The organism is Citrobacter sp. Cpo061, assembly GCF_030332845.1.
GTDB classification, from domain to species: domain Bacteria; phylum Pseudomonadota; class Gammaproteobacteria; order Enterobacterales; family Enterobacteriaceae; genus Citrobacter; species Citrobacter portucalensis.
Genome location: NZ_JAOWHB010000034.1, coordinates 171,760 through 186,016, shown reverse-complemented (window position 1 = coordinate 186,016; position 14,257 = coordinate 171,760). Strand labels below are relative to the sequence as shown.

Genomic DNA, 14,257 nt, shown 5'->3' with positions numbered 1-14,257 from the left:
TGCAAATTATAGGCGATGTCCCACAATTGACCGCAGCCGTAAATCGGTAAAAGCACCTTATATTGTGGGACATAGCCTGGCTGAGAGCGGAAAGATTTGGGGAGTCTATGCAGTATTGGGGAAAGATAATTGGTGTAGCCGTGGCCTTAATGATGGGCGGCGGCTTCTGGGGTGTGGTTCTGGGGCTGTTAGTTGGCCACATGTTCGACAAAGCCCGCATGCGCAAAATGGCGTGGTTTGCCAACCAACGTGAACGCCAGGCGCTGTTTTTTGCCACCACTTTTGAGGTGATGGGACATCTGACCAAATCCAAAGGTCGTGTCACGGAAGCCGATATTCATATCGCCAGCCTGTTGATGGATCGGATGAATTTGCACGGTGACTCGCGAACGGCAGCACAACATGCCTTCCGGGTAGGAAAATCGGATAATTACCCATTACGTGAAAAGATGCGTCAGTTTCGCAGCGTCTGTTTTGGGCGATTCGATCTGATCCGCATGTTTCTGGAGATTCAGATCCAGGCGGCATTTGCCGATGGGTCGTTGCATCCTAACGAACGTGAAGTGCTGTATGTGATTGCTGAAGAGTTGGGGATCTCACGCACCCAATTTGATCAGTTCCTGCGCATGATGCAGGGCGGCGCACAGTTTGGCGGCGGATATCAGCAGCAGTCTGGCGGCGGTGGCTGGCAGCAGGCGCAACGCGGCCCGACGCTGGAAGACGCCTGTAATGTGCTGGGTGTGAAAACGACCGACGATGCGACCACCATCAAGCGCGCTTACCGTAAGCTGATGAGCGAGCACCATCCGGACAAACTGGTTGCGAAAGGTCTGCCGCCAGAGATGATGGAAATGGCGAAGCAAAAAGCGCAGGAAATCCAAAAAGCTTACGAGCTGATTAAGGATCAAAAAGGATTCAAGTGATTGAATTGCCGGATGCGGCTAGCGCCTTATCCGGCCTACGTTAATGAATGTAGGCCGGGCAAGCGAAGCGCCCCCGGCATAAATTGGCTCAGAATTTAAAAATCCGCCGGGACTTTAAACGTCATACTGTTGCCGTATTCGGGATGCGTGATGGTTAACATCTCTGCATGCAGCAACAGGCGTGGCGCTAACGCGAGAGCTTCCGGCGGAGCATAGAAGCGGTCGCCCAGGATAGGATGCCCTAAAGCCAGCATATGCACACGCAGCTGGTGGGAGCGTCCGGTAATGGGTTTGAGCACGACCCGGGCGGTGTTATCCGCCGCGAACTCCACGACTTCATACTCGGTCTGCGCCGATTTCCCGGTCTCATAACATACTTTTTGCTTTGGTCTGTTTGGCCAGTCGCAAATCAGCGGTAAATCAACCAGACCCTCGGCCGGAGCAGGATGCCCCCAGACGCGTGCGACATACTGTTTTTTCGGTTCGCGCTCGCGAAACTGGCGTTTTAGCTCGCGCTCTGCCGCTTTGGTTAGCGCGACTACAATCACGCCGCTGGTTGCCATATCCAGACGATGCACGGATTCAGCCTGCGGATAATCGCGCTGAATACGCGTCATCACGCTGTCTTTGTGCTCATCCAGACGACCTGGCACAGACAACAAGCCGCTCGGCTTGTTGACCACCATAATGTGTTCATCCTGATACAGGATGACCAGCCAGGGTTCCTGCGGCGGATTGTAGTTTTCCATCCCCATGTATGGCTCCGTTACTGATGCGTCACGACGATCAGGCGCAGGGCATCGAGACGCCAGCCCGCCTGATCCAGGCTTTCCATCACCTGCTGACGGTTGCTTTCAATTGCGCTAAGTTCGTCATCACGGATGTTCGGGTTAACGGCACGCAGCGCTTCGAGACGGGAAAGTTCTGCCGTCAGCTTCTCGTCAGCTTCTTTACGCGCTGCGTCGATCAGCGCACGGGCTGATTTTTCCACCTGCGCTTCACCGAGTTGCAGAATGGCATGAACATCCTGCTGCACGGCGTTGACCAGTTTGCTGCCGGTGTGGCGGTTAACGGCGCTGAGCTGACGGTTAAAGGTTTCGAACTCAACCTGTGCAGCAAGGTTATTGCCGTTTTTATCCAGCAGCATGCGTACCGGCGTTGGTGGCAGGAAGCGGTTTAGCTGCAGTTGTTTCGGCGCTTGCGCTTCAACAACATAGACCAGCTCAACCAGCAGTGTACCAACAGGTAATGCTTTGTTTTTTAACAACGAAATAGTGCTGCTTCCGGTGTCGCCGGAGAGGATCAGATCCAGACCATTGCGGATCAGCGGATGCTCCCAGGTAATAAACTGGGCATCTTCACGCGACAGGGCGACATCGCGCTCGAACGTAATGGTGCAGCCATCTTCCGGCAGCCCAGGGAAATCCGGCACCAGCATATGATCGGACGGCGTCAGCACGATTAAATTGTCGCCACGGTCATCCTGATTAATACCGACGATATCAAACAGGTTCATGGCGAAGGCGATCAGGCTGGTATCGTCGTCCTGTTCTTCAATACTCTCAGCCAACGCCAGTGCTTTTTCGCCGCCGTTAGAGTGGATCTCCAGCAGGCGATCGCGACCTTGCTCCAGCTGTGCTTTCAGCGCGTCATGCTGTTCGCGGCAGGTTTTGATCAGATCGTCAAAGCCCTCGGTATTTTCTGGTTCAGCCAGGTAGCCGATCAGATTGTTATAGACCGTGTCATAGATGGTACGGCCGGTCGGGCAGGTGTGTTCGAACGCATCCAGACCTTCGTGGTACCAGCGCACCAGCACAGATTGCGCGGTTTTTTCCAGGTACGGAACGTGAATCTGAATATCATGCGCCTGACCAATACGGTCCAGACGGCCAATACGCTGTTCCAGCAGATCCGGGTTGAACGGCAGGTCAAACATCACCAGATTGCTGGCGAACTGGAAGTTACGCCCTTCGGAGCCGATTTCAGAACACAGCATTACCTGGGCGCCGCTATCTTCTTCGCTAAACCATGCTGCGGCGCGGTCACGCTCAATGATCGACATCCCTTCATGGAATACGGCAGCGCGGATACCTTCGCGCTCGCGCAGAACCTGCTCCAGCTGAAGCGCGGTGGTGGCTTTTGCACAGATAACTAATACTTTTTGCGAGCGGTGGCTGGTCAGGTAGCCCATCAGCCATTCCACGCGCGGGTCAAAGTTCCACCAGGTGCCGGTGTCACCTTCGAATTCCTGATAAATCTGTTCCGGGTAAAGCATGTCGCGCGCCCGGTCTTCCGCACTTTTACGCGCGCCCATAATGCCGGAGACTTTAATCGCCGTCTGGTATTGGGTCGGCAGCGGCAGCTTGATGGTGTGCAGCTCGCGTTTCGGAAAGCCTTTCACACCGTTACGGGTGTTACGGAACAGCACACGGCTGGTGCCATGGCGGTCCATCAGCATCGAAACCAGCTCCTGACGCGCGCTCTGGGCGTCTTCGCTGTCGCTGTTTGCCGCCTGCAATAGCGGCTCAATGTCCTGCTCGCCAATCATGTCGCCTAACATGTTCAGCTCATTGTTACTCAGCTTGTTGCCTGCCAGCAGCATGGCGACGGCGTCGGCGACCGGACGATAATTTTTTTGCTCTTCAACAAACTGGGCGAAATCATGGAAACGGCTCGGGTCCAGCAGGCGCAGGCGTGCAAAGTGACTTTCCATGCCCAGTTGCTCCGGTGTAGCGGTTAGCAGCAGGATGCCCGGCACACGTTCTGCCAGTTGTTCAATGGCCATATATTCGCGGCTGGGCGCGTCTTCGCTCCACACAAGGTGATGGGCTTCATCGACAATCAGCAGATCCCACTCGGCGTCACACAGGTGCTCCAGACGTTGTTTATTACGACGGGCAAAGTCCAGCGAGCAGATGACCAGTTGTTCGGTTTCAAACGGGTTGTAGGCGTCGTGCTGCGCTTCTGCATAACGCTCATCATCAAACAGCGCAAAACGCAGGTTGAAACGGCGCAGCATTTCGACCAGCCACTGGTGCTGTAATGTCTCCGGGACGATGATCAGCACGCGCTCTGCGGCGCCAGACAGCAGCTGTTGATGCAGGATCATCCCGGCTTCAATGGTTTTACCTAAACCCACTTCGTCTGCCAGTAAAACGCGAGGGGCATGACGGCGGCCAACATCATGAGCAATGTTAAGCTGGTGAGGAATCAGGCTGGTACGTTGACCACGCAAACCACTCCACGGCATACGGTATTGTTCGCTCTGAAATTTGCGTGCGCGATAGCGCAGAGCAAAGCGATCCATGCGATCAATCTGGCCGGCAAACAGGCGATCTTGTGGTTTACTGAATACCAGTTTGCTGTCGAGCAGTACTTCACGCAGCGTGACACCGGTTTCTTCGGTATCCAGGCGGGTTCCGATATAGGCAAGCAGGCCGTTTTCTTCTTTTACTTCATCGACATGCAGTTGCCAGCCTTCATGGCTTGTTATCGTATCGCCAGGATTGAACATCACGCGGGTCACGGGGGAATCACTGCGCGCATACAGACGGTTTTCGCCCGTCGATGAGAAAAGTAAAGTGACGGTTCGCGCATCCATGGCGACAACAGTACCAAGTCCCAATTCGCTTTCTGTATCGCTGATCCAGCGTTGACCAAGTGTAAAAGGCATATATGTTCGGCTCTATATCTTTAATTGCAGGCAATACTCGTCATTTTCCGGGCTAGTCCCCGTTATTGAGAGCATACGACCCCGCTACCAGGCTAATAAATCAGTGGTAGTGGTGTTAAATGGGTCCAGGAATGGAAAGGGCGCTATGGTACTGGATGGCGGCGGTTTCGTCACGCGTCAAAATAACCCCAGTTGTCCTGTGAGTAGTGTAGCAAAATTATCGTCAATAAAGGGAAGAATTCCCTCGGCAACGGGTTGGATCTGGCGGGTCAGATAATGCTCGTAATCGAGTACAGATAGCTGATAATCAACAGGTTCTGGGCCATTGACCGTCCAGACATATTTTATGGTTCCGCGATTCTGATACTGTGGCGGACGCCCCAGCTTTACATTCTGCTCATCGGCGAGTCGCGCGGCACGAACGTGTGGTGGAACATTTCGCTGGTATTCGCTTAACGGGCGGCGCAGGCGCTTGCGGTACACCAGTTGTTCATCCATTTCGCCGGCCATAAGACGGTCAATAGTCTCGCGAACAAACTCCTGATAAGGTTCGTTACGAAAAATTCGCAGGTATAGCTCCTGCTGAAATTGTTGGGCCAGCGGCGTCCAGTCGGTTCGTACCGTTTCCAGTCCCTTAAACACCATACGTTGCTCAGCACCGTCCTGAATCATCCCTGCATAGCGTTTTTTACTGCCGGTATCTGCACCGCGAATGGTCGGCATCAGAAAGCGACAAAAATGGGTTTCAAATTCCAGCTCCAGCGCGCTGGTCAGATTTTGTTGCTTCAGCGATTGCGCCCACCAGGTGTTGACATAGCTCACCAGTTCCCGACCAATTCGGGCTGCATCGTCTTCTGAGTGCGCCTTTTTCAGCCAGACAAAGGTGGAATCGGTATCGCCATAAATGACATCGTAACCCTGAGCCTCAATTAACGCTTTGGTCTGGCGCATGATCGCATGGCCGCGCATGGTAATGGACGAGGCCAGTCTCGGGTCGAAAAAGCGACAGGCGGTGGTGCCCAGCACGCCGTAAAATGCGTTCATGATGATTTTCAACGCCTGCGAGAGTGGCTTATTGCCGCGGCGTTTTGCTTCTTCGCGCCCGTGCCAGATCTGAGTAACGATTTCAGGCAGGCAGTGCTTTTCGCGTGAAAACCAGGCGTCAAGGAAACCTTCGGTGCTGTGTTCCGGATCCGGCTGCGCCATCCCTTCGATAAGCCCCACCGGGTCGATTAAAAAAGTACGAATTATTGAGGGATACAGGCTTTTGTAATCCAGCACCAGTACGGAGTCGTATAAGCCTGGGCGCGAGTCCATCACGTAGCCGCCGGGACTGGCGTGCGCGGGGACTTCACCCAGATTCGGCGCCACATAACCCGCCCGGTGCATTCGTGGCAGGTAGAGATGTCCGAAGGCGGCAACTGAACCACCGTGCCGGTCGACCGGCAGACCGTTGACCGTCGATCGTTCCAGCAGAAATGGCATGATCTCGGTTTTGTGAAAAATGCGCGTGACCAACTCACAGTCTTTGAGATTGTAGGTGGCAAGCGCGGGTTTATCCTGGGCAAATCGACGGTCGATTTCGTCCATTCTGTCCCACGGATTATCAATCGACTTCCCTTCGCCCAACAGCTCCTGTGACACTGTTTCCAGTGAAAATGACGAGAAATTCCAGAACGCGGATTTTAGCGCCTCAATACCGTCGATAATCAGGCGCCCCTTAGCCTGAGCGAAGAATACGCCGTTCTTGAAGCCATGCTCGCGCCACTCAAGCTCGCTGCTATCGCGACCAAAACGCAGGGGAATGCGGTAACGTTCGGCGTGCTTTTGCAGGACGCGTAAATCGAATTGCACGACGTTCCAGCCGATTATCACATCAGGATCGTGACGGGCAATCCAGTCATTGAGTTTTTCCAGCAACTGCGGGCGGCTTGCAACGTACTCAAGTTCAAAATCAAGCGTAGAGGCGTCGCCGTTTGCCGGGCCGAGCATATAGACAATACGTTGCCCGCAGCCTTCAAGACCGATGCAATAGAGTTCGCCGTGGCGCGTGGTTTCAATATCCAGCGATACCCATTTTAGCGGTGGTCGATAGTCAGGGTTCGGCTTCAGGCGGGCATTCACCAGCATGTCATTATGTCCGTCGCCTTCGACCCAAACAGGGGAGGTGATAAAGCGCTCCATCAGATACCGCTCAGGTGGGCGTACGTCGCCCTCATAGACGGTGACTGCGTTTTCGCGCAGCAGTTTTTCCAATCGCATGAGCTGGCGATGTGAGCGGCAATACAGGCCGGAAACAGGATTGCGGTGGAAGTCTTGCAATTGCAGCGATTTCAGGCGATAGCCGTTTTCAGTGCGTAATAATGACATTACGCGAGGAACCTGACTGGTGGGAATAAACGCGACCGACTCCTGAGGCGCGAGCGTGACCTGCAGCGGCCCATCGTCTGTAGCCAGCCAGAATGAGACCTCAGTTCCCTGCGGGGTGTCCCGCCAGTGCCGGGTTAAAATAAAACCTGCTTGCGCCACGCTGCGTATCCGTCAAAAAGCCAGGCATTATTATAGCTTGGTTCTGATAGATTAGCTGTGATTTTATACAGTTGTCATGCTCAGAAGAGGTTACTGCCCGAAATACGCTTTCCTGAGTAAAATAATTATTCCTACCTGACAATGTTATCTTCATATGCAATATATGAATAAAATAGCTTTGATAGGCTACAGATAGATATGTTATAGCTGGTATTTGTACATTAGTTTCCATTAATTACGCTGTTTATGTTTTAATTGTTAATTACAAGTTCGTTTTCATACTTTTTATGATTTTTAGGAATAGTGCTCATTTGATTTTGCTACATATTTCTCGGATTAGTGAAAAAATTATATTTTTATTTGTTTTTATTAGCTGTTAGTGTAAAACTTTCATTCGAAATGTTTGGGTCATTATCTTAAATATAATATATTTAAATGGGGTTGTTATTGTTCTAACTAAGCAGTTTCAATTCAATTTCGTCGGGAAATTCTCTGTGAATATAATTTTATTTTGTCGATGGCTTGTGCATTTTTTTGTCCTTTTAATATTAATTTTGAAAAAATGGAGTTTTTATGAACGTTCTTTCCAAACATCAGCTTGGCATTAAATATCAGAACTATATGTTTGTTAACACAATGATTTCTAATCCAGCGATTAAAACTGTGAGCAAATATATTTTATATAAAACATGGGACGGTAAGTTGTGGAATGCTGAAATTATTGAAAATGGTAGCGCTTTTTTTCACTGGCAGGGTAATGACAAAAGTAAGGGGCACAAAGATACAGTGATTAATTATCTGCTGAACGGGCAGAAGTGGCAGGCGACCATTGCGGATTATGTCTTTTTCCATTGTCTGGAAGGAAATAAGGTTCATGGACACTATGATAATGTAATTGATTATATCTGTTCAAATGATTGTGTATACCAAGGTTCATTCGCCGAATATTATAGCGAATAACTATAAAGGAGCGCGTAGATTATCTGCGCGCTTATTTTTTTTACTGCCCGTAATACGCTTTTGCACCGTGTTTGCGCAGGTAGTGTTTATCTAGCAGGGTTTGCTGCATATCCGGTAACTGCGGCGCGAGCTGGCGACAGAAGATCCCCATATAGGCGACTTCTTCCAGCACGATGGCGTTATGCACCGCATCTTCGGCATTTTTTCCCCAGGCAAATGGACCGTGAGAGTGCACCAGCACGCCAGGCATCTGTGAGGCGTCAATACCCTGTTTTTCAAAGGTTTCAACGATTACGTTACCGGTTTCCCATTCATATTCGCCGTTGATTTCTTCGTCGGTCATTTTGCGTGTGCAGGGAATCGAACCGTAGAAATAGTCCGCATGGGTGGTCCCCGTTGCCGGAATCGACTGACCCGCCTGCGCCCAGATGGTTGCATGGCGCGAATGGGTGTGAACAATGCCGCCAATGGTCGGGAATGCCTGATACAGCAAACGATGTGTTGGGGTATCTGAGGAAGGTTTCTTCGTACCTTCTACAACTTCACCCGTGGCGATACTGACTACCACCATATCGTCGGCGGTCATTACGCTGTAATCGACTCCTGAAGGTTTAATCATAAACACGCCGCGCTCGCGATCGACGGCGCTGACGTTCCCCCAGGTCAGGGTGACCAGATTGTGCTTAGGCAACGCCAGATTGGCTTCCAGTACCTGACGTTTGAGATCTTCTAACATGATGCTCTCCGATGAATCTTGCCGGATGGCGCTACGCTTATCCGGCCTACAAATCGCATATTCTTGTAGGCCGGATAAGGTGTTTACGCCGTCATCCGGCAGTTGTTAACGTTTGAAGCCGTAATAGACTTCGTTCCAGCGCAGCGCGTCCTTAAAGGCTGGCAGGCGGGTATCGTTATCGATCACCGCGATCTCGATATCGTGCATTTCAGCGAACTGACGCATGTCGTTCAGATCCAGCGCGTGGCTGAACACGGTGTGGTGTGCGCCACCGGCCAGGATCCAGGCTTCAGAAGCGGTTGGCAGATCCGGTTGAGCTTTCCACAGTGCGTTAGCGACAGGCAGTTTTGGCAGGGAGTGCGGCGTTTGTACCGTGTCGATGCAGTTAACCAGCAGGCGATAGCGATCGCCGAGATCGATCAGGCTGGCAACCACTGCCGGGCCGGTTTTGGTGTTGAAGATCAGACGGGCAGGATCGTCTTTACCACCAATGCCGAGGTGCTGTACGTCGAGGATCGGTTTCTCTTCCACCGCGATGGACGGGCACACTTCCAGCATGTGCGAGCCGAGCACCAGATCGTTGCCTTTCTCGAAGTGGTAGGTGTAATCCTCCATAAATGAGGTGCCGCCCTGCAGACCGGTTGACATCACCTTCATGATGCGAAGCAGAGCGGCGGTTTTCCAGTCGCCTTCGCCCGCAAAGCCGTAGCCTTGCTGCATCAGACGCTGTACGGCCAGACCAGGGAGCTGTTTCAGGCCGTGTAAATCTTCAAATGTGGTGGTGAAGGCGTGGAATCCGCCCTGTTCCAGGAAGCGCTTCATCCCCAGTTCAATACGGGCCGCTTCCAGGACATTCTGACGTTTTTCACCGTGGACTTGCGTCGCCGCCGTCATGGTATAGGTGCTTTCGTACTCATCGATTAGCGCGTTGATTTCACCGTCGCTAATTGCGTTCACTACCTGCACCAGATCGCCCACGGCCCAGGTGTTTACCGAGAAGCCGAACTTGATCTGCGCAGCGACTTTATCGCCATCGGTGACCGCAACTTCACGCATGTTGTCGCCAAAACGGCAGACTTTCAGGTGGCGGGTATCTTGTTTGGACACGGCCTGGCGCATCCAGGAGCCAATGCGTTCGTGCGCTTGTTTATCCTGCCAGTGACCGGTGACCACGGCATGCTGCTGACGCATACGCGCGCCGATGAAGCCGAACTCACGACCGCCGTGCGCAGTCTGGTTCAGGTTCATAAAGTCCATATCAATGCTGTCCCACGGCAGGGCGGCATTGAACTGGGTGTGGAACTGCATCAGCGGCTTGTTGAGGATAGTCAGGCCGTTAATCCACATTTTGGCCGGGGAGAAGGTATGCAGCCAGACCACCATCCCTGCACAGCGATCGTCGTAGTTCGCGTCACGACAGATAGCGGTAATCTCATCAGGGGAAGTGCCCAGCGGTTTTAATACCAGCTTGCAGGGCAGTTTGGCTTCAGTATTCAGTGCGTTAACTACGTGCTCGGCATGTCGGGTTACCTGACGCAGGGTTTCAGGGCCATACAGATGCTGGCTACCAATCACAAACCACACTTCATAGTTATCAAAAATCGTCATTGTCGTGTCCTTAATGTGTCAGGGTTGCCAGGTCTACCGGGGCTTGTTGCGCCGGAGCGGCAGTCGGAAGGTATTGCTGTTCAGCGCTTACTGCCCACTGCTGATAGCGGCGGTAAAGCTGTTCAAAACGTTGAGCCTGCTCTGGGCGAGGTTGCAGCGTGTTTTCCACGGCGCTTGCCATCTGCTGCTGAGCGGCAGGGATATCGGCGTGTACTTTCGCGGCAACGGCGGCGAAGATAGCCGCACCGAGTGCGCAGCACTGGTCTGAAGCGACAATCTGTAGCGGACGGTTCAGCACGTCACAGCAGGCCTGCATGATGACCGGGTTCTTGCGCGCGATACCGCCAAGCGCCATCACGTTGTTAACCGCAATGCCTTGTTCGGTGAAGCATTCCATAATGGCGCGCGCGCCAAAGGCGGTGGCGGCAATCAGGCCACCGAACAGCGCTGGCGCGTCGGTTGCCAGGTTCAGATCGGTAATCACCCCTTTCAAACGCTGGTTGGCATTGGGCGTACGGCGACCGTTGAACCAGTCGAGCACCACCGGCAGATGCTCCAGTGATGGATTTTTCGCCCATGCTTCGGTGAGTGCAGGCAGCAGCTGTTTTTGACTGGCTTTAATCTGGGTCTGCAGTTCCGGATGCTGTGCGGCAAGCTGTTCCAGCGGCCAGCTCAGCACGCGGCTAAACCAGGCATAGATATCGCCGAATGCAGACTGACCAGCTTCGAGGCCAATAAAATTAGGCACCACGCTGCCATCAACCTGGCCGCAAATGCCTTTCACCGCACGCTCGCCAACGCTTTGCTTGTCGGCAATCAGAATGTCGCAGGTTGACGTGCCGATGACTTTTACCAGCGTGTTAGGCTGTGCACCTGCGCCGACCGCGCCCATATGGCAGTCAAAAGCACCGCCTGCAATCACCACACTTTCCGGTAGTCCCAGGCGCTGTGCCCACTCGGTGCACAGGGTGCCAACCGGCAGATCCGCGGTGAAGGTATCGGTAAACATTGGGTATTGCAGATGGCGGTTGAGGATGGGGTCGAGTTCGTCAAAGAAACTGGCTGGCGGCAGACCACCCCAGCTTTCATGCCACAGAGATTTATGCCCGGCGCTGCAGCGACCGCGACGAATATCCTGTGGGCGTACGGTGTTGGAGAGCAGGGCCGGAACCCAGTCGCATAGCTCAATCCACGAAACCGCAGCCTCGGCAACTGCGTGGTCCTGACGAGTGACATGCAGGATTTTGGCCCAGAACCATTCGCTGGAATAAATGCCGCCGATATAGCGGGAGTAATCGATCTTGCCCTGTGTATGGCACAGGCGGGTGATTTCTTCGGCTTCTTCTACTGAGGTGTGATCTTTCCACAGGACAAACATCGCATTCGGGTTTTCCGCGAACTCCGGACGCAGCGCCAGTACATTACCATCTGCATCGATGGGGGCCGGGGTTGAGCCGGTACTGTCAACGCCAATCCCGACCACTTCCGCGCGCTGCTCAGCGCTCAGTTCGGCCAGTACAGTTTTCAGCGCCGCTTCCATGGATTCAATGTAGTCGCGCGGATGATGGCGAAACTGGTTGTTTGGGCCATCGCAATACTGCCCTTCTTGCCAACGTGGGTACCACTCAACGCTGGTGGCGATCTCTTCGCCGGTGGCACATTCCACCGCCAAAGCGCGTACTGAATCACTACCAAAATCGAGGCCAATTGCAATCGCCATCGTCTTACTCCATCCAAAAATACGGGTATGGATAAACAGTAGTGAGTAGCGATAAAAACCGTCAGGCAGGATCCGCTAATCTTATGGACTAAAATGCTGTGGCATCACAAAGTGTGACGCTGTGCAAATAATCAATGTGGACATTTCTGCCGTAGTTATAGACACTTTTGTTAGCCGATTTTGACGTTGGCGTAGTACATGTTTTTTACAAAGAGCTTTTCACAAGCGGGGTTGGTGGTCCATTGCCGCAAATACAGCGGCCCGCAGGGGCGACAGCGATGATGTCTGGCGTAATATGGACAAATTGTTTCTTGGCAGGACGTAGGGAGTATTGAAATTATGGCTGAAACGCAAAACGATCCCCTGTTGCCAGGTTATTCGTTTAACGCGCATTTGGTGGCCGGATTAACCCCCATTGAGGCGAACGGATACCTGGATTTTTTTATCGACAGGCCGCTGGGTATGAAGGGTTATATCCTCAATCTCACCATCCGTGGCGAAGGGGTTATCAATAATCAGGGCAAGCAGTTTGTCTGCCGGCCTGGCGATATTCTGTTGTTTCCACCTGGAGAAATTCATCACTACGGGCGCCACCCTGATGCCAGCGAGTGGTATCACCAGTGGGTTTACTTTCGTCCGCGCGCCTACTGGCAGGAGTGGCTGACCTGGCCGGCCATTTTTGGCCAGACCGGCTTTTTCCGCCCGGATGAAGCGCATCAGCCGCATTTTAACGAACTGTTTGGGCAGATAATTAACGCCGGGCAGGGAGAAGGTCGTTATTCCGAACTGCTGGCGATTAATTTACTGGAGCAGTTGTTGCTCCGACGTATGGAAGCCATCAATGAATCGCTACACCCGCCCATGGACAACCGCGTCCGCGATGCCTGCCAGTACATCAGCGATCACCTGGCGGACAGCAATTTTGATATCGCCAGCGTCGCGCAGCACGTCTGCCTGTCACCTTCCCGTTTGTCGCATCTGTTCCGTCAGCAGTTGGGGATCAGCGTATTAAGCTGGCGCGAGGACCAGCGCATCAGCCAGGCGAAGCTACTGCTGAGTACCACACGTATGCCTATCGCCACCGTAGGTCGCAATGTTGGTTTTGACGACCAGCTCTATTTCTCTCGTGTTTTCAAAAAATGTACCGGTGCCAGTCCGAGCGAGTTTCGCGCTGGATGTGAATAAAAAGTGAATGATGTATCCTGAAAGTTGTCATAACTCGCAATCTATTCAGACAATTGATGGCTTGACGAAGTTGAGAGGGGTTATCAAAATCCCTGCTTCGTAAATTTGACGGACACATTATGCAAGCATTGCTGGAACACTTTATTCTCCAGTCCGCCCTGTACTCTCTGATCGCCGTACTTCTGGTGGCTTTTTTGGAGTCGCTGGCGCTGGTTGGTCTGATTCTGCCCGGGACCGTGATGATGGCGGGGTTGGGCGCGCTGATTGGCAGCGGCGAACTGAACTTCTGGCATGCCTGGCTTGCGGGCATTGTCGGCTGCCTGTTGGGGGACTGGATCTCCTTCTGGTTGGGCTGGCGCTTTAAAAAGCCATTGCACCGTTGGTCATTCATGAAAAAGAACAAGGCGTTGCTGGATAAAACCGAGCACGCCCTGCATCAGCACAGCATGTTTACTATTCTGGTGGGGCGTTTTGTCGGACCGACGCGCCCGCTGGTGCCGATGGTAGCAGGCATGCTGGATCTGCCTGTCGCTAAATTTATCGTCCCGAATATTATTGGCTGCGTGCTGTGGCCACCGTTCTACTTCCTGCCGGGGATCCTGGCGGGAGCGGCAATTGATATCCCTTCTGATATGCAGAGCGGGGATTTTAAATGGTTGCTGCTGGCGACGGCGGTGTTGCTCTGGGTGGGCGGCTGGTTTTGCTGGCGGCTATGGCGTAGTGGCAAAGCGGCTGTTGATCGCTTAACGGCGTATTTCCCCCGCAGCCGTTTGCTGTATCTGGCGCCGTTAACGCTCGGGATCGGCGTGGTCGCGCTGGTGGCGTTACTGCGCCATCCGCTGATGCCGGTGTATATCGACATTCTGCGTAAGGTTGTAGGTTACTGACGATACCTTTGCCGGATGGCGGCTTCGCCTTATCCG

General features: G+C 53.1%; 10 protein-coding genes. 4 read left to right on the top strand and 6 right to left on the bottom strand.

Translation table 11 applies throughout. The features are described 5' to 3' along the window. The first annotated feature begins 107 nt into the window (after positions 1-107). Positions 108-923: a co-chaperone DjlA gene (djlA, locus tag OGX97_RS04455; RefSeq protein ID WP_235125468.1), complete on the top strand. Its 816-nt coding sequence runs from the start codon at positions 108-110 to the stop codon at positions 921-923. A 95-nt stretch (positions 924-1,018) separates the two neighbouring features. On the opposite strand, the gene rluA is transcribed toward djlA, so the two are convergent. The 3 genes from rluA to polB all read right to left on the bottom strand — a co-directional run bounded on the left by rluA (position 1,019) and on the right by polB (position 7,125). Next, positions 1,019-1,678 (bottom strand): bifunctional tRNA pseudouridine(32) synthase/23S rRNA pseudouridine(746) synthase RluA, encoded by a 660-nt coding sequence (rluA, locus tag OGX97_RS04450; protein WP_003018849.1) that lies wholly within the window; start codon positions 1,676-1,678, stop codon positions 1,019-1,021. An 11-nt stretch (positions 1,679-1,689) separates the two neighbouring features. Beyond that, positions 1,690-4,596 (bottom strand): RNA polymerase-associated protein RapA, encoded by a 2,907-nt coding sequence (rapA, locus tag OGX97_RS04445; protein WP_063941096.1) that lies wholly within the window; start codon positions 4,594-4,596, stop codon positions 1,690-1,692. 177 nt (positions 4,597-4,773) lie between these two features. Then, positions 4,774-7,125, bottom strand: a complete 2,352-nt coding sequence (gene polB, locus OGX97_RS04440; protein WP_279850908.1) for a DNA polymerase II — start codon at positions 7,123-7,125, stop codon at positions 4,774-4,776. Between the two features lie 573 nt (positions 7,126-7,698). Here polB and OGX97_RS04435 point away from each other — a divergent pair. Then, on the top strand, positions 7,699-8,085 hold the full coding sequence (locus tag OGX97_RS04435; RefSeq protein WP_279850906.1) for a DUF4751 family protein: 387 nt from the start codon (positions 7,699-7,701) through the stop codon (positions 8,083-8,085). Positions 8,086-8,125: 40 nt separating this feature from the next. Here OGX97_RS04435 and araD read toward each other — a convergent pair whose 3' ends face one another. From araD to araB, 3 genes are all read right to left on the bottom strand, one after another. Beyond that, positions 8,126-8,821, bottom strand: a complete 696-nt coding sequence (gene araD / locus OGX97_RS04430; protein WP_286591937.1) for an L-ribulose-5-phosphate 4-epimerase — start codon at positions 8,819-8,821, stop codon at positions 8,126-8,128. Between the two features lie 105 nt (positions 8,822-8,926). Then, positions 8,927-10,429, bottom strand: a complete 1,503-nt coding sequence (gene araA, locus OGX97_RS04425) for an L-arabinose isomerase (protein ID WP_279850905.1) — start codon at positions 10,427-10,429, stop codon at positions 8,927-8,929. Positions 10,430-10,439: 10 nt separating this feature from the next. Further along, the gene (gene araB, locus OGX97_RS04420) at positions 10,440-12,149 is read right to left on the bottom strand and encodes a ribulokinase (protein ID WP_279850904.1); all 1,710 of its coding nucleotides are present in this window, start codon (positions 12,147-12,149) and stop codon (positions 10,440-10,442) included. Between the two features lie 339 nt (positions 12,150-12,488). On the opposite strand from araB, the gene araC reads away from it, so the two are divergent. Together araC and OGX97_RS04410 are read left to right on the top strand one after the other, a co-directional pair. Further along, positions 12,489-13,334: an arabinose operon transcriptional regulator AraC gene (gene araC, locus OGX97_RS04415; RefSeq protein WP_003829586.1), complete on the top strand. Its 846-nt coding sequence runs from the start codon at positions 12,489-12,491 to the stop codon at positions 13,332-13,334. 119 nt (positions 13,335-13,453) lie between these two features. After that, positions 13,454-14,221 (top strand): DedA family protein, encoded by a 768-nt coding sequence (locus tag OGX97_RS04410; protein WP_003829584.1) that lies wholly within the window; start codon positions 13,454-13,456, stop codon positions 14,219-14,221. The last annotated feature ends 36 nt before the right edge of the window (positions 14,222-14,257 follow it).